Source organism: Providencia sp. PROV175, assembly GCF_032707045.1.
GTDB classification, from domain to species: domain Bacteria; phylum Pseudomonadota; class Gammaproteobacteria; order Enterobacterales; family Enterobacteriaceae; genus Providencia; species Providencia hangzhouensis.
Genome location: NZ_CP120533.1, coordinates 1023830 through 1041527, shown reverse-complemented (window position 1 = coordinate 1041527; position 17698 = coordinate 1023830). Strand labels below are relative to the sequence as shown.

Annotated in this window: 18 protein-coding genes; 4 read left to right on the top strand and 14 right to left on the bottom strand. The window is 40.6% G+C overall.

The window, feature by feature from the left end:
• Position 1 precedes the first annotated feature (1 nt).
• From proB to gpt, 4 genes are all read right to left on the bottom strand, one after another.
• Complete coding sequence (gene proB / locus P3L44_RS04515) at positions 2-1105, bottom strand: glutamate 5-kinase (protein ID WP_036958967.1); 1104 nt, start codon at positions 1103-1105, stop codon at positions 2-4.
• Positions 1106-1221: 116 nt separating this feature from the next.
• Positions 1222-1623, bottom strand: a complete 402-nt coding sequence (gene crl, locus P3L44_RS04510; RefSeq protein WP_036958914.1) for a sigma factor-binding protein Crl — start codon at positions 1621-1623, stop codon at positions 1222-1224.
• A 71-nt stretch (positions 1624-1694) separates the two neighbouring features.
• A complete protein-coding gene (frsA, locus tag P3L44_RS04505; RefSeq protein ID WP_272662728.1) occupies positions 1695-2945 on the bottom strand; it encodes an esterase FrsA in 1251 nt (416 codons plus the stop codon).
• A 184-nt stretch (positions 2946-3129) separates the two neighbouring features.
• Positions 3130-3594: a xanthine phosphoribosyltransferase gene (gene gpt, locus P3L44_RS04500; protein WP_004914086.1), complete on the bottom strand. Its 465-nt coding sequence runs from the start codon at positions 3592-3594 to the stop codon at positions 3130-3132.
• 437 nt (positions 3595-4031) lie between these two features.
• On the opposite strand from gpt, the gene pepD reads away from it, so the two are divergent.
• The gene (gene pepD / locus P3L44_RS04495) at positions 4032-5492 is read left to right on the top strand and encodes a beta-Ala-His dipeptidase (RefSeq protein ID WP_109911973.1); all 1461 of its coding nucleotides are present in this window, start codon (positions 4032-4034) and stop codon (positions 5490-5492) included.
• Between the two features lie 48 nt (positions 5493-5540).
• Here pepD and dinB read toward each other — a convergent pair whose 3' ends face one another.
• The gene (gene dinB, locus P3L44_RS04490; protein ID WP_272662730.1) at positions 5541-6596 is read right to left on the bottom strand and encodes a DNA polymerase IV; all 1056 of its coding nucleotides are present in this window, start codon (positions 6594-6596) and stop codon (positions 5541-5543) included.
• Between the two features lie 284 nt (positions 6597-6880).
• Here dinB and P3L44_RS04485 point away from each other — a divergent pair, with 284 nt between their 5' ends.
• Together P3L44_RS04485 and P3L44_RS04480 are read left to right on the top strand one after the other, a co-directional pair.
• Complete coding sequence (locus tag P3L44_RS04485; protein WP_272662732.1) at positions 6881-7795, top strand: glycerophosphodiester phosphodiesterase family protein; 915 nt, start codon at positions 6881-6883, stop codon at positions 7793-7795.
• A gap of 178 nt (positions 7796-7973) precedes the next feature.
• The gene (locus tag P3L44_RS04480; protein WP_110732236.1) at positions 7974-8336 is read left to right on the top strand and encodes a hypothetical protein; all 363 of its coding nucleotides are present in this window, start codon (positions 7974-7976) and stop codon (positions 8334-8336) included.
• Between the two features lie 96 nt (positions 8337-8432).
• Here P3L44_RS04480 and nqrM read toward each other — a convergent pair whose 3' ends face one another.
• The 8 genes from nqrM to P3L44_RS04440 all read right to left on the bottom strand — a co-directional run bounded on the left by nqrM (position 8433) and on the right by P3L44_RS04440 (position 15788).
• Positions 8433-8660 carry a (Na+)-NQR maturation NqrM gene (gene nqrM, locus P3L44_RS04475; RefSeq protein ID WP_004264769.1) on the bottom strand — a complete coding sequence of 76 codons (228 nt, stop codon included), beginning with the start codon at positions 8658-8660 and terminating at the stop codon, positions 8433-8435.
• A gap of 17 nt (positions 8661-8677) precedes the next feature.
• Entirely contained in the window at positions 8678-9709 is a 1032-nt protein-coding gene (locus tag P3L44_RS04470; protein ID WP_272662734.1) for an FAD:protein FMN transferase, read from the bottom strand.
• A 240-nt stretch (positions 9710-9949) separates the two neighbouring features.
• Positions 9950-11176 (bottom strand): NADH:ubiquinone reductase (Na(+)-transporting) subunit F, encoded by a 1227-nt coding sequence (gene nqrF / locus P3L44_RS04465; protein ID WP_004264766.1) that lies wholly within the window; start codon positions 11174-11176, stop codon positions 9950-9952.
• Positions 11177-11191: 15 nt separating this feature from the next.
• On the bottom strand, positions 11192-11788 hold the full coding sequence (gene nqrE / locus P3L44_RS04460; protein WP_004264764.1) for an NADH:ubiquinone reductase (Na(+)-transporting) subunit E: 597 nt from the start codon (positions 11786-11788) through the stop codon (positions 11192-11194).
• Positions 11789-11792: 4 nt separating this feature from the next.
• Entirely contained in the window at positions 11793-12422 is a 630-nt protein-coding gene (locus P3L44_RS04455; RefSeq protein ID WP_004264762.1) for an NADH:ubiquinone reductase (Na(+)-transporting) subunit D, read from the bottom strand.
• Positions 12415-13209, bottom strand: a complete 795-nt coding sequence (locus P3L44_RS04450; protein ID WP_110592315.1) for a Na(+)-translocating NADH-quinone reductase subunit C — start codon at positions 13207-13209, stop codon at positions 12415-12417. Before P3L44_RS04450 ends, P3L44_RS04455 begins: the two co-directional genes overlap by 8 nt.
• Entirely contained in the window at positions 13202-14440 is a 1239-nt protein-coding gene (locus tag P3L44_RS04445) for an NADH:ubiquinone reductase (Na(+)-transporting) subunit B (protein WP_004264756.1), read from the bottom strand. Before P3L44_RS04445 ends, P3L44_RS04450 begins: the two co-directional genes overlap by 8 nt.
• 4 nt (positions 14441-14444) lie before the next feature.
• Complete coding sequence (locus tag P3L44_RS04440; RefSeq protein WP_004264753.1) at positions 14445-15788, bottom strand: Na(+)-translocating NADH-quinone reductase subunit A; 1344 nt, start codon at positions 15786-15788, stop codon at positions 14445-14447.
• A 416-nt stretch (positions 15789-16204) separates the two neighbouring features.
• On the opposite strand from P3L44_RS04440, the gene P3L44_RS04435 reads away from it, so the two are divergent.
• Entirely contained in the window at positions 16205-16942 is a 738-nt protein-coding gene (locus P3L44_RS04435) for a murein L,D-transpeptidase family protein (protein WP_004264751.1), read from the top strand.
• Here P3L44_RS04435 and P3L44_RS04430 read toward each other — a convergent pair.
• Entirely contained in the window at positions 16913-17680 is a 768-nt protein-coding gene (locus P3L44_RS04430) for a class II glutamine amidotransferase (RefSeq protein WP_004264748.1), read from the bottom strand. The genes P3L44_RS04435 and P3L44_RS04430 overlap by 30 nt on opposite strands.
• Between the last annotated feature and the right edge of the window lie 18 nt (positions 17681-17698).

The window sequence follows — 17698 nt, the reverse complement described above, 5'->3', positions numbered from 1 at the left end:
ATTAACTCACTATCATATCATCACGATGAACAGCCACAGAACCGTGTTCATAGCCAAGTATTTTGCTGATTTCTTGTGAATGGTGCCCAGCAATCATTCTAAGTGCATCACTGTTATAGTGGCTGACCCCATGAGCAAGATCTTTCCCTGCCATATTACGAATACGGATCACTGCGCCTCGGGAGAAATCGCCTTCAATCTTCTTAATACCTTTTGGCAATAATGAACTGCCTTTTTCCATAATTGCCAGTTGTGCACCATCATCAATGTACACATCTCCAGCTGCTGGAGCACCGAAAATCCAACGTTTACGATTTTCCATTGGATTTTTTTGCCCATAAAAACGGGTACCAACTGGAAGATTTTCAATAACCGCATTAATAACATCCGGTTTATTGCCTGCTGCAATGATAACATCAATTCCTGCACGACCCGCGACATCTGCTGCTTGTAATTTAGTTGCCATTCCACCGGTTCCTAACCCGCTAACGCTTCCCCCCGCCATTTCGCGAAGTTCATCATTGATACCATACACTTCAGGGATCAATTTTGCATTTGGATTACTGCGTGGATCAGCATCATATAAGCCTTCGATATCTGTCAATAATAGCAGTTTATCTGCATCGCCAAGAATCGCGGCCAAAGCGGATAGATTGTCATTATCACCGACTTTGATTTCTGCGGTAGCCACAGCATCATTTTCATTGATAACTGGAATGATTCCGTTATCTAGCAGTGCTTGCAAGGTATCTCGTGCATTTAAGAAACGTTCTCTGTCTTCTAAATCGGCTCGTGTCAGTAACATCTGCCCGATATGAATGCCATAAATGGAGAATAACCGTTCCCATAACTGGATTAAACGACTTTGACCGACCGCCGCAAGCAACTGTTTAGATGCTATGGTAGCCGGCAGTTCGGGGTAATTTAAGTGTTCGCGACCTGCGGCAATTGCCCCAGAAGTCACAATAATAATACGATGCCCTTTTTCATATTGCTGCGCGCACTGCCTAACCAGCTCAACAATATGAGCTTGATTTAAACGGCGCGAGCCCCCTGTTAATACACTGGTCCCTAATTTAACTACCAGCGTCTGGCTATTTTTCATCATTTTTCTGCCATTAGGATTAATAAACCAAAAAGTAGGTATCATTTTTATCAGGAGAAGCGCGTTATGCCAACAGGCATAACGCAAAATTCAACAAAAGTTGGTTTAAAACAAATTTATGCGCTTAATTCCAGTTTTAATTCTGTCATTAGCGGGGAGGGAAAGAGGCTTAACTCAAGTTCAGATAGTTGTTTTGCAAGAGCTTGGTGAAAAGACACTAAATTTTGCTCTGTCGCCTCAATGGTTGGTGCATCTTTTAATGCTTTAACTTGCCAACTACCATGGCTGTTGTATAGGCCCAAATGATAAGTAAATTCAAACCCCTTATCAGTTGCAACCAATTTTAGCCACCACCCCCAAAATTCACGTTTTTCTGGGGCAATATTTGCATTCACGCAAACAACGAGGCTATCGAATATATAACAGCCATTTAAACATTGTTTTTCACGTAAATAAGGTCCTATCGAAGCAAACTTCTTTAAATACTTTCCATTTGAGTAATCAGTCGGTAAAGCCATGTTAAGGATCTCCTTCTTGGGAAGACACCTTTTTAACAAATGGGAAAAAATAAGCAAGTTATTAAATAAAATTAAAGTATTTTTGCTTTTAACCAATTAGTAGTTTCACTTAGCGCCTTTTCAAAATTAGCAAAAACGGGCTGGCTTGGTAGCATTATCGTGTCAGCATCCATCGATGAACGTCGAATTAAATCAGACTCTGCTTTGGGGCTGTAAATATCATCTTTAAGACTAACCGATAGCATTGGGACCTTACTGCGCCGCCCCAAAAGCCCTTGATTTTTAAGTGAATAGCAACTTAATTCATGACGTAAAGCAGAACCATCAACTTGATAAACACCCAAACGACTGGCGAATACATCCAAAACCATCCGAGGAATATCTTGTTGATATTTCTCTTCATGCAATAAACTGTGGACAATTGGCCCTATGACAGCAACCGCTTTAATCTTATCAGGGCACATATAAGCTAATCTTAACGCTATATTTGCGCCAAAACGCATACCAACGATGCCAAAACGCGTATGGTCAATCCAAGCAATATCCCCAAGCTGGCGAACGATTTGCTCATGTAAGGTGCTCGTTTCCTGCGTAAGCTTGTGTTTAACCGAATAACCAATTGACGGCATATCCAGTGTTAGCATTGCAATACCGAGTGGTTCGAGGTAGTCGCGAAAATAGCGACAAAAATCAATCTGTAAGCTATCTAACATGCCACAGATCATCACTGTCGGATAAGGCCCTTGCCCCTGTGAAGGAATATGTAAAAAGCCACAGACTTCTTTTCCACCATCAACTTTAAATGGAATTTTCTTTAAGCGATATTGAGAAAATTTTGCTGCGCTATCATACGCTTTACAAGCCAACAAAATAGCTTGGTCAGCCAGCTCGTCACCTTTAATAAAAGGATAAGCTGCAATGCTGTACAAATTAGCAGAACGCAACCAAGCATCCCCTGCTTCTGCACCTTTTTCAAACTCTAACGCTTTTTGCTGCCAATGCATGGCTTGCTGGGACCATTCAAAACACCAGTTTCCACGACGATTACCAATGACTGTATCCAATAAATTATCATCACTACGCTCAGCATCTGAGATAGCAATACGGCTTAGCACCTCTTCAATTTCTAAGGCGTCTATTCCCCGCCAAATCCACATTAAGCGATTAATCATACGATACCAACCCGCATGATGGGAGCCACTTAACACACTGTGTTCTTTAATTTGAGAAATTGTTTGAGATGAATAAGAGACTAATGTTGATGTTTCAACTTGTCTGACTTTAGGTTTGAAAAGTTTTTCTGAAAGGTTTTGCTGAGTCATCCCTATTTCCTTGTCGATCAGAGTTGAATTTGGCCAAAAATAAAGGGAATGCAAAAATGCACTCCCCAAATTATATCGTGTTTAGCTCAAAAATTTTAGGTATTAATGTGTTTTTGCAATCAATAAAACCTATAACGCTTTATAATTACAATGTTTTCACCTAAAACGCTCATGAAAAACAGATTTATTTATCTTGTTCACACAATGGTTTAACAAAAACGACACCCATGTCCCATGGTTGTTCGATCCATGTGTCTTGTGGAATATCAACTACGTAGTCATCAACTAATGGACGGCCTGCAGGTTTTGCAAAGATGGTGACAAAATGTGCTTTAGGGTACATGTTACGGATAGCTTGAGCTGTGCCGCCTGTATCCACCAAATCATCAATGACAATATAGCCTTCACCATCACCTTCAGCACGTTTAATCACGGTTAATTCGCGCTGGTTGTCATGGTCATAGCTAGAAATACAAACGGTGTCAACGTTACGAATACCAAGTTCGCGTGCAAGCAGTGCTCCAGGAACAAGGCCACCACGGCTAACCGCGATAATACCGGTCCATTGTTCTACTGGTAATAAACGTTGTGCGAGTTTACGGGCATGTATTTGCAACATATCCCACGTTACGACATATTTTTCGCTCATAAAATTCGGGTCCCGACTGCTGAGTAAATCTGAAAAGTGTCTTGCGGAAAAAAGGTTGCGCGAGATTATAGTGATTTGGCCGGTTAAAAACCAGCAAAAAGCACCATTCGCCATTAATTATTATCATTTACACTGTCCATTGCTCAAAAGAAAGTGTTATCCTGAGTTTATAAAAGAGGCAGCCTTTAATTCGAAACTTCAGGCTGTTAGGTCATAATTACAGCAATATTCCTTTTAAAATTGAAGCTGAAATTAACGTTGGTTGCCAATCAGCTCCTACTGAGTTATTCAGGATATTATCCCTAAATAGTTCAATTTGTAGCTAGGCGGCAAATGAGTAAATCCTAGGAGCATACATAAGTATGTGACTGGGATTTATGAATGAAGCCAACAACGCTACAGATTGAAATATAAAGGGAAAATAAAAGGAGAGAGACGTGTCTGAGCTAGCTACATTATCCCCCCAACCGCTATGGGATATCTTCGCTAAAATCTGTTCTATCCCACACCCTTCGTATCACGAAGAAGCCTTAGCCGCACATATTGTTGATTGGTCAAAACAAAAAGGCTTTCACGTTGAACGTGATGAAGTGGGTAATATTCTGATCCGTAAACCTGCAACCCCTGGTTATGAAAACCGCAAAGGCGTTGTTTTACAAGCTCACTTAGACATGGTGCCACAGAAAAATAACGACACGGTACATGACTTTAAAACAGATCCAATTCGTCCATATGTTAATGGTGAATGGGTCACCGCTGAAGGAACCACTTTAGGTGCTGATAACGGCATTGGCTTAGCTTCTGCGTTGGCTGTTCTTGCTGATGATAGTGTTGAGCATGGGCCAATGGAAGTTCTTCTGACCATGACTGAAGAAGCCGGCATGGAAGGTGCGTTTGGCTTGAAAGCAGGCTGGTTACAAGCCGATATTCTGATTAACACCGACTCAGAAGAAGAAGGTGAAATTTACATGGGTTGTGCTGGTGGGGTTGACTTTACCTCTACGTTTGACCTGACACGTGAAGCATTACCACAAGGCTATAAAACCTTCACAATGACCCTAAAAGGCCTAAAAGGTGGGCACTCTGGTGGTGATGTACATTTAGGCTTAGGTAATGCCAATAAGCTGTTAGCACGTTTTCTAGCTGGCCACGCAGAAGATTTAAACCTAAAACTATTAGATTTCAGAGGTGGTACTGTTCGTAACGCCATTCCTCGGGAAGCTTACGCCATTATTGCCGTTCCTGCGAACAAAGTCGCTGAGTTAACTGCCCTAAGAGCTCGTTATGAAGATATTCTGAAAAATGAATTAGCCGTCGTTGAGCCTAACCTTGTTCTGCTACTAGATGAAACGCAAAGCGAATTAAAAGCCCTTTCTGATGATTGCCAAAAGCGTTTTGTTTTCTTCTTAAATGCAGCACCGAACGGTGTAATTCGCATGAGCGACGTAGCTATTGGCGTGGTTGAAACGTCACTTAATGAAGGTGTGGTACGCCTAACTGAAGATAAAGCAGAAATTATCTTCCTTGTTCGCTCACTTATCGATAGCGGCAAGAACTACGTTGTTAACATGCTGACATCTATCAGTAAATTAGCACAAGCCCAATATCGAGCAGAAGGCAGTTACCCTGGTTGGCAGCCCGATGCAGACTCACCAGTGATGCATTTAGTCAGTGATACCTACAACAAACTATTCGGTAAAATTCCTAATGTGATGGTGATCCACGCAGGCCTTGAGTGTGGCTTATTCAAAAAGCCTTACCCAGACATGGATATGGTTTCAATTGGGCCAACTATTCGTGGTGCGCACTCCCCTGATGAGCGTGTGCATATTGCAAGCGTTGGTGAGTATTGGAAATTATTAACTGCGGTTTTAAAAGCAATTCCAGTTAAAGAATAAACAACTAATTAATTGTAAATCAAACACCTATCATACGATGGGTGTTTTTTAAAATTCAAGTAATAATTGCCGTTCAAGCTGAGGACTTTGCAGCATCACATGCAAACCAACTAACCGAACACCACGCCCTAAGCGGCGATTATCCCAAACTTGTTTCGCTATTTGTACCAAATCTTGTTTATTGAGAACTGGGTATACATGTTCTTGTGTCGTTTGCTGAAAGTCTGCAAATTTAAATTTTACACCTTGGCGAGCAATACGAAGGTCAGGCTTTACCTTTGCTAAACGCAGTTGGAGTTCATCGTATAATTTATCCAACAACGGCAAGCAATCTTCCCATTGATAGATATCTTCTGTAAGTGTACGTTCAACTCCTACCGATTTCCTAAGCCTATCAGGGTTAATAGCACGCTCATCGATACCATGGCATCGATCCCAAAGTACCTGCCCGAATTTACCCATGCTTTTAACCAATGTAACAACATCATATTTTTGGACGTCAGCACAAGTGAGTAACCCCATATCCGCTAATTTCTGAGCGGTTACCTTACCCACGCCAGGAATTTTTTTAAGGGGCAAGCTAAGAATAAATTGATCCATATTTTGCGGCGTGATCACGAATTGGCCATTGGGTTTATTCATATCTGAAGCTATTTTCGCCAAAAATTTTATTGGCGCTATCCCCGCTGAAGCGGTTAATTGCAGTTCATCAAAGATTTGCTGGCGAATGGCCTCAGCAATTAGCGTTGCAGAGCCATGTAATTGCGTACAATCAGTGACATCCAAATAAGCTTCATCAAGAGAAAGTGGTTCTATGAGGTCAGTATAGCGAGCAAATATTTTTCGAATATACAGGGAGGTTTCTTTGTAAAGTGCCATATGCCCAGGAACCACTTTCAAGTGAGGGCAAAGCCTAAGTGCAATCGCAGTAGACATCGCACTGTGAACACCGTAGCGACGGGCTTCATAATTTGCAGTACTAATAACGCCTCGGCGATCTGCGCTTCCCCCCACTGCAATGGGGACATTACGAAGGCTTGGGTCGTCACGCATTTCGATCGCTGCATAAAAGCAGTCCATATCAATATGAATAATTTTACGCACGGGTTAACTCTGCCAATCAAACACCTGATTAAATATACAGTATTTTTATTAGCCATGCAATTATTGTCACATCACCATAAAATTGACGAATGAAAAAGCTAACTCCATGATAATTACGTAATTCATATTATTGCAATAATCATCTGCCAAGCTATCCAACTCTAGATTCGGCTTAAAGTTTGTCTTAAAAATAAGTATTACTACTTACTTTTAAACAAAAAAGTAATAAAAAGAGTTGTTTTACCAACAACAATATCTTGAAAAACTATTTATGGATCATCTCTATGGCAATTATATCAACATCAAAATATGTTAAATTTATGGCTCCTCTCATTATGCTGCTTGCTAGCCAAACAGTTTTCGCACTATCCCCTAATTTAGCGCTATCCCCTAAAATTGTAGCTCACCGTGCAGGAACAGCAGATGCACCAGAAAACACAATTTATGCCATTGATTTAGCCAAGCAAAATAATGCCGATGCTATTTGGCTTACCGTTCAACTTAGTAAAGATAATCAATTAGTCCTATATCGTCCGAGTGATCTAGATTCATTGACGGACAAAAAAGGTAACGTATCTGCTTATATAGTAGAACAACTCAATCATGTCAATGCTGCTTATAAGTTTAGTCAAAAACATAATCAGCAATTCCCCTTACAAAAAACAACTATCACTACACTAAAAAATATTCTGCAAAAATACCCAGACACAACTTTCTACGTAGATTTAAAATCCCCTGACGCCAACCCTGATATTCAAGCAAAGGCGATTTTAGCCCTCTTAGATAAAACTAATGCATTTAACCAAGTACGTTTTTATTCCACTAATGATGAATTTTTAAAAGCACTCAAATCCCTTTCTCCAAAGATCCCATTATTTGAAAGTCGTGATGAGACTCGCACCCTGTTGGCAAATGTTGTGATGAACCATCAATGTTCAATAGAAAATGACAAAACAACAACTCGCTGGTATGGCTTTGAACTACATCGTAAAGTTGAAGTGGTCGAAAAATATACTTTAGGCGAAGCACGCTCGCCAGCAACCCTTTCATGGGATAAAGAAGCCATTGACTGTTTTAGAAAAAATGGTAATGCCTATATCATTGTCTTTGGTGTTAATACTGACAGTGACTACCAACTCGCAAAAGAAATTGGTGTTGATGCTGTAATGGTTGATTCCCCAAAAGCATTTAAAAAATAATCTAATAACATCACCTAAGCTATTATTACTTTAATAATAGCTTAGGAATTAAATCACATCTTAAAAACATTCTTTTCATCAATTAATAATAATTGTTCTTAATTTACTGCTATAGAAAACTTGATATATTTAATCCATCACAAAAATTCTATTTAAAATAATTTAAAAAAGGCTTTATATGTCAAATATTGGAACAATGATTGTCGAGAATTATTGGAATGAAACATTAAGGAAAGTTGAAATACATTATCATAATAGTGATAACCCCTATGATAATGTGTTTATATTTTATAATCTAGCACATGCCACATCTAGCTCTAACGTAAATTCATTCCCTTACTCAACAACAGGTAAAAGTGCTTGGAAAGCTAAAATTACTACGAAAAGTAATGAACTGTGGAGTAGTGGTGATTTTTTACCTTGCCAAATTAACAACAATGATAATGGAAAGGTCACGATTAGATTTGATGGTGAGACAAAAAGCATGCATGTTAATTACCCTGTCTCTGTTTCATGTGCTAAGAAAATGCAATTAATTTAGACTGTATAACGGGAAAGTAATATTTGGAGATGTCTAATAACTATATTTAGACATCTCCGGCTCATTACTAGTTATAGAACCGTTAAATATTACTATTCAAATAATACGGTTTTTATCCAGTATTTTTTGTCGGGCTTCTTCACGTGCCATACGCTTTTTACGTGCATCGCAAGGCTCAGGGCAATCACACACTTTATCAACACCAATACTGCTTAACCCGCCGCAGCTACCTTGGATACTCTTACGCTTAATAATATATCCAAGTGACATGCCTAAAAAGGCCAGCAAAAACAGTACAAAGGCTGCAATAAAAACATTTAGCATCTTTTATCCTCCCACAACTACTGTTTTTTAGTTAAAAATGGTTCGAATGCCTTAGTATAACGCTCTTCAAAACCTTTATCTGTCTTAACAATCATAAAAACAGGAATATTCATTTTTTCAGCTAAATCAAAGCCAACTTCAGGCCCTAAAACACTTAGCCCCGTAGATAGGCCATCAGCACTCATGCAATTTTCTGCAATCACCGTAATAGAAACTAAATTATGAGTGATTGGCTTGCCTGTTTTTGGGTCAATGGTATGAGAAAAACGAACACCATCTTGCTCGAAATAATTACGGTAATCTCCTGATGTAGCGATAGAACGGTCACCTGGTTCAATAATCTCTTGTGCTGTTTGGCTTACCCCATCCGCGACAGGTTTTTCTATTGCAATACGCCATGGTACTTCTTTACCATTTGTTCCTTTCGTACGCACTTCACCACCAATATCAACCATATAATTATTGATATCCAATGATTCTAAATATTCAGCAACAACGTCGACACCATAACCTTTAGCAATTGATGAAAGGTCGACGTACAGCTCAGGGATCGTTTTAATTAAGTTATTATCCTGAACCGAGAGTTTCTCGATACCAGTCCAGGCTCTACGCTTAGCCAACTCTTCATCAGAAGGCGCTTTAGTCACTCTTCCTTCAGGGCCAAAACCCCATAAATTAACTAAAGGCCCAACCGTTACATCTAATGAACCATTAGTAAGCTTATTAATTTCAATGGCTTTTTTAACCACAGTTGCGGTTGCTGCAGAAACTGGGAACGGCGTATTCACTTCTTTAAATTGATTAAAACGACTTAATTCTGAATCTGGGCGATATGTTGACATTTGGTCATTAACTTCCTCCAAACGTTTATCTATTTCGGCTTGAATGACTTCAGGCTTTGGCTCCGAAGAATCTGTAACATATTTAACCGAATAGTACGTCCCCATCGTTTGCCCCTGAAGATTCTGTTGTTCAGGTCCACCACAGGCAGTAAGAAACAGAGCTGCAACAAATAGCAGTATTGGGGTATAGATTCTTTTACTTAGCATAATTTTCTCCGCGTCAATCATGAGCGCATTTTGTTAAGGCCGCCCAGACTATTAACACACTTTACATCGTCACCCATGCAGAGAATGTTCCAGTCAAAATAATTATAAATCTACCTATTAAGCGCTAACTAATTAGCACTTAATAGATTTACTAAAATCACAAAGAGGGAAAATATTTTCCCTCTTTAAAGTGTTACTGTCTACTGACTTTGATAAGTCTAATAAAATCAGCTAAGTTGCTTAACCACCGAAGTCATCCAATAGGATGTTTTCATCTTCAACACCGAGGTCTTTCAACATTTTAATCACAGCAGCATTCATCATTGGAGGTCCACACATATAGAACTCACAATCTTCTGGCGCTGGATGGTCTTTTAAGTAGTTTTCATATAAGACATTATGGATGAAACCTGTATAACCATCCCAATTATCTTCAGGCATAGGGTCTGAAAGCGCGACATGCCATGTAAAGTTTTCATGTTCTGCGGCAAGTTGGTCAAAATCTTCAGTGTAGAACATTTCACGGACTGAACGCGCACCATACCAGAAACTGATCTTACGTTTAGAATCCAAACGACGCAGTTGGTCAAATATGTGAGAACGCATTGGCGCCATTCCCGCACCACCACCGATAAACACCATTTCTGCTTCCGTTTCTTTAGCAAAAAATTCACCAAACGGCCCAGAAATAGTGACTTTATCCCCTGGCTTTAATGACCAAATATAAGAAGACATGATCCCCGGTGGGACATCTGGATTACGAGGTGGTGGCGTAGCAATACGCACGTTTAGCATGATAATGCCATACTCTTCCGGGTAGTTTGCCATCGAATAGGCGCGAACAGTTGGCTCTTTAACCTCAGACACATAACGGAACAGGTTAAATTTATCCCAATCTTCGCGGTACTCTTCTGGTACATCAAAATCTTCGTATTTGACAACATGTGCCGGACATTCAATCTGAATAAAACCACCCGCCCGGAAAGGAACTACCTCTCCTTCTGGGATTTTCAGTTTAAGCTCTTTAATGAAAGTGGCTTTGTTATCATTAGAAATAACTTCACACTCCCATTTTTTCACACCAAAAATTTCTTCTGGAAGCTCAATTTTTAAATCTTGCTTAACGTTGACCTGACACGCTAATCGGCAGCCTTCTTTTGCTTCACGTTTGTTGATGTGTGAAAGCTCAGTTGGCAGAATATCACCACCGCCTTCTTTGATTTTCACACGGCACTGACCACAAGAGCCACCGCCGCCACATGCTGATGAAACAAAAATACCTTGGTTTGATAGCATGCCTAACAGTTTGTCGCCCGCCGGAGCTTCAAAACTTTTGTCTGGATCGCCATTAACTTCAACTTTGATGTTCCCTGTATTGACTAGCTTGGATTTAGCAAACAGGATTAAACCTGTCAGCACCAAGACAATCAGGGTAAACATCACGACACCTAAAATAATAATTTCCATGAATTCTTCTCGCCTTTATAGCTGCACACCGGAGAAGGACATAAAGCCCAATGCCATTAAACCGGTTGTCACAAAGGTGATACCTAACCCTTTTAGACCCGATGGAATATCTGAGTACTTCATCTTCTCACGGATAGCCGCCAGCAATACGATTGCGAGCATCCAACCGATCCCCGAACCGAACCCATACACAATCGATTCGCTAAAGTTATAATCACGCTGAGCCATGAAAGAAACACCACCGAAAATGGCACAGTTAACGGTAATCAATGGCAAAAAGATACCTAACGCGTTATACAGTGACGGGAAGTAGCGGTCTAAAATCATTTCAAGAATCTGAACTAACGCGGCAATAACACCGATAAAAGTGATGAAGTTCAAGAAGGATAAATCGATACCTTCGGCAATCGCACCATCACGTAACACCAAGTTGTATACTAAGTTATTGGCTGGGACAGAGATCCCCAGAACTACCGTTACAGCGATACCCAGCCCAAAAGCGGTTTTTACATTCTTCGACACCGCAAGGAAAGTACACATTCCCAAGAAAAACGCTAATGCCATATTTTCAATAAAAATGGCTTTAACAAACAGGCTAATATAGTGTTCCATGTGATTAGTCCTTCTCTACCTGAGCTGGTTTCAGAGTACGTAGTCCCCAAATCAGCATACCAATGATAAAGAATGCACTTGGCGCGAGGAGGAACAAGCCATTTGGCATGTACCAACCACCGGTTTGTAGTGATTCAAAAACTGTGATACCAAACAATTTGCCGGAACCAAATAACTCACGGAAAAAGCCGACTAAAACAAGGATCACACCATAACCAAGGCCGTTACCAATACCGTCCATGAAGCTTTCAATTGGTGGTGCTTTCATTGCGTAAGCTTCAGCACGTCCCATGACGATACAGTTAGTAATAATCAAGCCAACAAATACAGAAAGTTGTTTTGATATTTCATAAGCGTATGCACGTAAAATTTGGTCAACGACAATAACTAAAGACGCAATAATCGCCATTTGAACAATAATACGCACACTACTCGGAATATAGTTCCTGATGAGTGAGATAAAGAAGTTAGAAAAAGCCGTTACTAAGGTTACAGCAATCGTCATAACGAGCGCGGTTTCTAACTTCGTTGTCACTGCAAGTGCAGAACAAACCCCTAATACCTGTAAAGCAATTGGGTTGTTATCAAATAGCGGCCCAAGTAGGACGCGTTTTACTTCTTTTGAATCAGCCATTATTCAGCGCTCCTTCACGTACTTTTTTCAGGAACGGACCAAAACCGTTATCCCCTAACCAGAAATCAAACATATGTTGGATCCCGTTCGATGTTAGAGTCGCACCTGAAAGGCCGTCGATACCGTATGGGTTATCTGTAGCACCACCGCGCACGATTTTAATTGCCGGAACCCCCTGTTCATTGAACAGCTTTTTACCTGGCCATTGTGCTTTCCACTGAGGGTTATCAACCTCACCACCCAGCCCTGGTGTTTCACCATGTGCGTAGTAAGTAATACCACGAGAGGTAACACCATCTACATCTACCGCAATAAAGGCATACATGACAGACCACAAACCAGAACCGTAAACAGGTAAAATAATTTGTGATACTTTTCCTGCTTCATCTTTAACCAAATAGATTTCAGCGCTATTGGCACGACGGCGGATTTTTGCAATATCCTCTGCAGGAGAGAGTGCAATACTCGTTTCTTCGCTGCGTAGCTCGCTATTTAAGTCATAACGGCTAGTGCTATCAGATAATTCATTAGTTTTAAAATTCAAAAGTTTAGGTTCGATGCGATCCTTATACACATTTTGAACTTCCTCAGCGGTCATTTTAGGCTGTAGCAACCCAGCAACACTTAAAATGTTACGTTGAGTATCTAACTGAATCTGTTCTTGCTGCTGTGGTTTTAAACCAACGGCAGCACCTGCGACGACAATAGAGCACACTAGACAAAGAATAAAAACAACTAGAAATGTTCTGCCGACGCTATCGTTATTAATTGGTTTTTCATTAGCCACGAGCTTTTCTCCGCTTAATATTTGCTTGAACGACCAGATAGTCAAACAGAGGAGCAAACAGGTTGGCGAATAGGATCGCCAGCATCATCCCTTCTGGATAAGCTGGGTTAACAACCCTGATAAGAACACACATTACACCGATCAGAATGCCGTACGCCCATTTACCTTTGTCTGTGAATGAAGCTGATACCGGGTCTGTCGCCATAAAAATCATACCGAATGCGAAACCACCGAGTACCATGTGCCACCACCATGGCATAGCAAATAACGGGTTGGTATCAGAGCCAATGGCGTTGAATAGGTAGGACATTGCAATCATACCAACCATCACACCAGCGACAATGCGCCATGATGCAATACGGAAGAACATGATAAGAGCCCCACCAATAAACAGCATCAGAGTTGACACTTCACCAATTGAACCTGGCATATTACCTAAAAAGGCTTGCATCCAAGTAATAGGCTCATGAGTCACTGTGTTCATTAGCGCATGCTCACCACCTGTTGCCCATTGTGATAATGGTGTTGCACCAGAGAAGCCATCTGCAGCGGTCCAAACTAAGTCACCTGATATTTGAGCAGGATAAGCAAAGAATAAGAAAGCACGTCCAGCCAATGCCGGGTTTAAGAAGTTACGCCCAGTACCGCCAAAAATTTCTTTCGCAATAACAACCCCGAACGTGATACCTAATGCAGCCTGCCATAAAGGAATGGTTGGCGGCACAATTAAGGCAAATAGAATCGAGGTAATAAAGAAGCCTTCGTTTATTTCATGGCCGCGGATCATGGCGAATAACACTTCCCAGAAACCACCGACTAAGAAAACGACTGCATAAATAGGAAGGAAATACACTGCACCCAGCAGCATTTTACTTCCCCATCCCGCATCCATCGAAAGTGATGCGCCTAAAAACTGCGCTAAGCTATAATGCCAATCACTAGCTAAAACTTGCTGTAATTCAGCCCCACTATATAATTGATGCAAAGCTGGGATGGCTTGGTTACCAACGTTATACATTCCCCAGAACATAGCTGGGAAAACCGCTAGCCACACCAATATCATCATACGTTTCAGGTCAATAGTATCCCTGACATGAGAACGCCCTTTTGTTACCGTACCCGGCGTGTAAAAAACAGTCGAAACTGCTTCAAATAACGCATAGTATTTTTCTAGCTTTCCACCGGGCTCAAAATGGTGCTCATACTTTTCAAATAAATTTTTCAGACCCATGGAATCACCCTTCTAGCTCAATCTTGGTCAGAACATCGCGTAGCACCGGACCATATTCATATTTCGCTGGGCAAACGTAGGTACATAAACCTAAATCTTCTTCGTCCAACTCTAAACAGCCCAATTCTTGTGATGAGTCAGTGTCTCCAGCAAGGAGATCGCGCAATAAATGAGTGACCATGATATCAAGAGGCATGACTCGCTCGTAGTTACCAATTGGCACCATCGAACGCTCGCCACCGTTCATTGTCGTTGTAAAATTAAAACGTTTATTTTTCAGGAAATGCCCGATTGTGGTACGAGTAATCGTAAATTTATTAACACCAGGCATAATCCAGCCAAATAACTCTTTATTGCGACCTTCGGCTAACACTGAGACTTGATTATGAAAACGACCAAGATAGTGATGGGTATCATCGCATGTCACGCCCCAAAGGACTGAACCGGAAATAATACGATTTTCACCCGCTTTAAGCTGACCTTGTGTTAATTCATATAAATCAGCACCTAGGCGAGTACGCAGAAGACGAGGTTTTTCAACTTGTGGCCCTGCTAATGAAATCACGCGGTCTGTGTATAGGTGACCCGTAACAAATAGCTTACCAATAGCAATAACGTCTTGGTAATTAAGGCTCCAAACTTTTTTCTTAATACTCACAGGTTCTAAGAAATGAATATGAGTTCCCGCTAAACCAGCAGGATGCGGCCCTGCAAACTGAGTATAAGAAATTTGGTTGTGTGCCGTATTCTTCGGTAAGTCTCCCTCTCCATGACACACATGGATTTTACCTTCTGTTAAACGACTTAGAACCAAAAGCCCATCGTTAAATGCTTGTTCTTGCTCTTTAATAATTAAAACAGGATCCGCTGCAAGTGGGTTAGTATCCATTGCAGTGACAAAAATAGCGATAGGTGAAGAACCCGGTTGTGGTGAACGGCTAAATGGACGCGTTCTTAAAGATGTCCACAGACCCGATTTGATCAAGTTATCTTCGACTTGTTGTTGCGTTAATGTTGATAGCTCATCACGAGTATAAGCTGCAAATGTTTCTTGTTCATCACCATCAATTTCGATGACAACAGATTGAAGCACACGACGCTCACCACGATGAATAGCAACAATTTTACCGCAGGCTGGGCTTGTAAATAAAACCCCTGGGTTCTTTTTATCTTCAAAAAGAACCTGTCCTTTAACTACACGCTCACCTTCTTTAACCAGCATCGAAGGACGCATTCCGACATATTCCTCACCTAGCACAGCTACGTGTTGAATTTTCGGGCCGTCTTCTATCACTTGGGCTGGCTCACCTGCGATAGGAAGGTTGAGGCCTTTTTTAATTTTAATCATAAGATCTGCACAAGTTTATCAGTTAAACCCTAAGCTAACGATTCAGCAATGAATGATAGCGACTCATTAAATAAAAAATAGCTCAAGTAATCGTCATCACTTAAGCAGGTATTCTCACATAATTGTTACTAAATTTTATCTTCTGCCACCCACAATTTTATCAGTTCCCACTCTCTATGTCCGGCTATAGAAGTGACATAGTTCAAGCAAATTGCATTAATATTTAAATTTTTCTGTTAACAATTCGGTATTATCGATATTTAAGCTCATATTTATCGATCATTGCTCATTATTTACACAATAAAGGTTCATTTAAAAACTATTAACAAACTATATTAATTTTCGATTTACTCGTCTAGAATGCATAAAATATGTACTCTTTTTATTCAATAACATTTTCTTGATATGGCTTAGATATGAAATTAAGTAAATTTTTTAGTGCAATTTTTTTATTTGTACTCATATATTCTCCTGCTATTCAGGCGAGTAACTATTCATTTCTACTTAATAATAACGTATCGGATAGCTCAAACTCATCCATTTTTATTCAAATATTTAAGCAAGAAGGTTTATTAGAACTCTATCAAAAAACACCATCAGGAAAATATAAACTGTCGAAAACTTACCCAATTTGTAAGTTTTCAGGAGGGCTAGGTCCAAAAAAAATTGAAGGTGACCTGAAAAGCCCAGAAGGATTTTATCAAATTACAGCGGAACAGCTCAATCCTAATAGTCGGTATTACCGATCTATCAATATTGGTTTTCCTAATGAGTTTGATAAAGCGCAAGGCTATAGCGGTAGCTATCTTATGATCCACGGCAGTTGCGTTTCGGTGGGATGTTATGCCATGACCGATAAATATATGGGTGAGATTTACCAAACAGTAGAAACGGCCTTACTCAGCGGACAGTCGGTCATTAATGTCAGCATTTACCCATTTAAAATGACAAATGAAAATATGCTGCGCTACCGTAATTCCAGCCATTATGCCTTCTGGAAGCAGCTACAACCCGCTTACGAGTATTTCAACCGCACAGGAAGGCCTGCCGAGGTGTCGGTCGCTTTAGGTAAATATGCGGTTATTGACCAAGCTGATACCCCAACAAAATTGTTAGGGTCTAAATCACAATATGCGCTCACCAAGATAGAATAAGACGAAATTACCTGGGTCAATTCGCTGCCAGTTTTCGTTACCCGTTAGTGGTTGCGTTGCGATAACAGAGACCACATCAGTGGGGGTAGTGCACTGCTCAAAATCGATTTCAATATCTTGGTCAAGTAATTTTGCTTTACCAAACGGAGCCTTACGCGTTAACCAATGTAAATTCGTCGAGCTAAAGGCCATCATATATTGCCCATCAGACAGCAACATATTAAATACCCCTTTATGACGTAATTGGTCAGCTAATGTCGCAATAAAACGGAACACGCTTTTCCAATTCGATGGCCTGCGTGGGTATTTTTCACTGAGTTGATGAAGTATCCAACAAAATGCCCATTCGCTATCAGTTTCACCTATTGGACAATAACGTCCAGTTTTCAGTGTACGATACCCCTTTAACTGCCCATTATGCGCATAAGTCCAATTACGTCCCCATAGCTCACGAGTAAAGGGGTGAGTATTTGCTAACGACACATCCCCTCGATTTGCTTGGCGAATATGCGCAACAACACTTTCTGATTTAATCGGGTATTCCTGCACAAAACGAGCGACAGGTGATAAAAAACTAGGTTGAGGATCTTTAAATGTGCGACACCCGAGCCCCTCATAAAAGGTAATTCCCCAACCATCTTTATGTGGGCCTGTTTGGCCCCCTCGGGAAATTAACCCACTTAGGCTAAACGAAATATCGGTTGGAACATTGGCACTCATGCCAAGTAACTCGCACATTTAAAAGCTCCTGAAACA

Bases quoted from the DNA above. Each gene is read 5' to 3' on its own strand.
- P3L44_RS04435 (WP_004264751.1), top strand. From the start codon at position 16,205: ATGAAATTAAGTAAATTTTTTAGTGCAATTTTTTTATTTGTACTCATA.
- frsA (WP_272662728.1), bottom strand. From the start codon at position 2,945: ATGACTCAGCAAAACCTTTCAGAAAAACTTTTCAAACCTAAAGTCAGA.
- gpt (WP_004914086.1), bottom strand. From the start codon at position 3,594: ATGAGCGAAAAATATGTCGTAACGTGGGATATGTTGCAAATACATGCC.
- P3L44_RS04485 (WP_272662732.1), top strand. From the start codon at position 6,881: ATGGCAATTATATCAACATCAAAATATGTTAAATTTATGGCTCCTCTC.
- P3L44_RS04480 (WP_110732236.1), top strand. From the start codon at position 7,974: ATGTCAAATATTGGAACAATGATTGTCGAGAATTATTGGAATGAAACA.
- P3L44_RS04445 (WP_004264756.1), bottom strand. From the start codon at position 14,440: ATGGGTCTGAAAAATTTATTTGAAAAGTATGAGCACCATTTTGAGCCC.
- nqrE (WP_004264764.1), bottom strand. From the start codon at position 11,788: ATGGAACACTATATTAGCCTGTTTGTTAAAGCCATTTTTATTGAAAAT.
- nqrF (WP_004264766.1), bottom strand. From the start codon at position 11,176: ATGGAAATTATTATTTTAGGTGTCGTGATGTTTACCCTGATTGTCTTG.
- P3L44_RS04470 (WP_272662734.1), bottom strand. From the start codon at position 9,709: ATGCTAAGTAAAAGAATCTATACCCCAATACTGCTATTTGTTGCAGCT.
- P3L44_RS04455 (WP_004264762.1), bottom strand. From the start codon at position 12,422: ATGGCTGATTCAAAAGAAGTAAAACGCGTCCTACTTGGGCCGCTATTT.
- nqrM (WP_004264769.1), bottom strand. From the start codon at position 8,660: ATGCTAAATGTTTTTATTGCAGCCTTTGTACTGTTTTTGCTGGCCTTT.
- P3L44_RS04440 (WP_004264753.1), bottom strand. From the start codon at position 15,788: ATGATTAAAATTAAAAAAGGCCTCAACCTTCCTATCGCAGGTGAGCCA.
- proB (WP_036958967.1), bottom strand. From the start codon at position 1,105: ATGAAAAATAGCCAGACGCTGGTAGTTAAATTAGGGACCAGTGTATTA.
- P3L44_RS04430 (WP_004264748.1), bottom strand. From the start codon at position 17,680: ATGTGCGAGTTACTTGGCATGAGTGCCAATGTTCCAACCGATATTTCG.
- crl (WP_036958914.1), bottom strand. From the start codon at position 1,623: ATGGCTTTACCGACTGATTACTCAAATGGAAAGTATTTAAAGAAGTTT.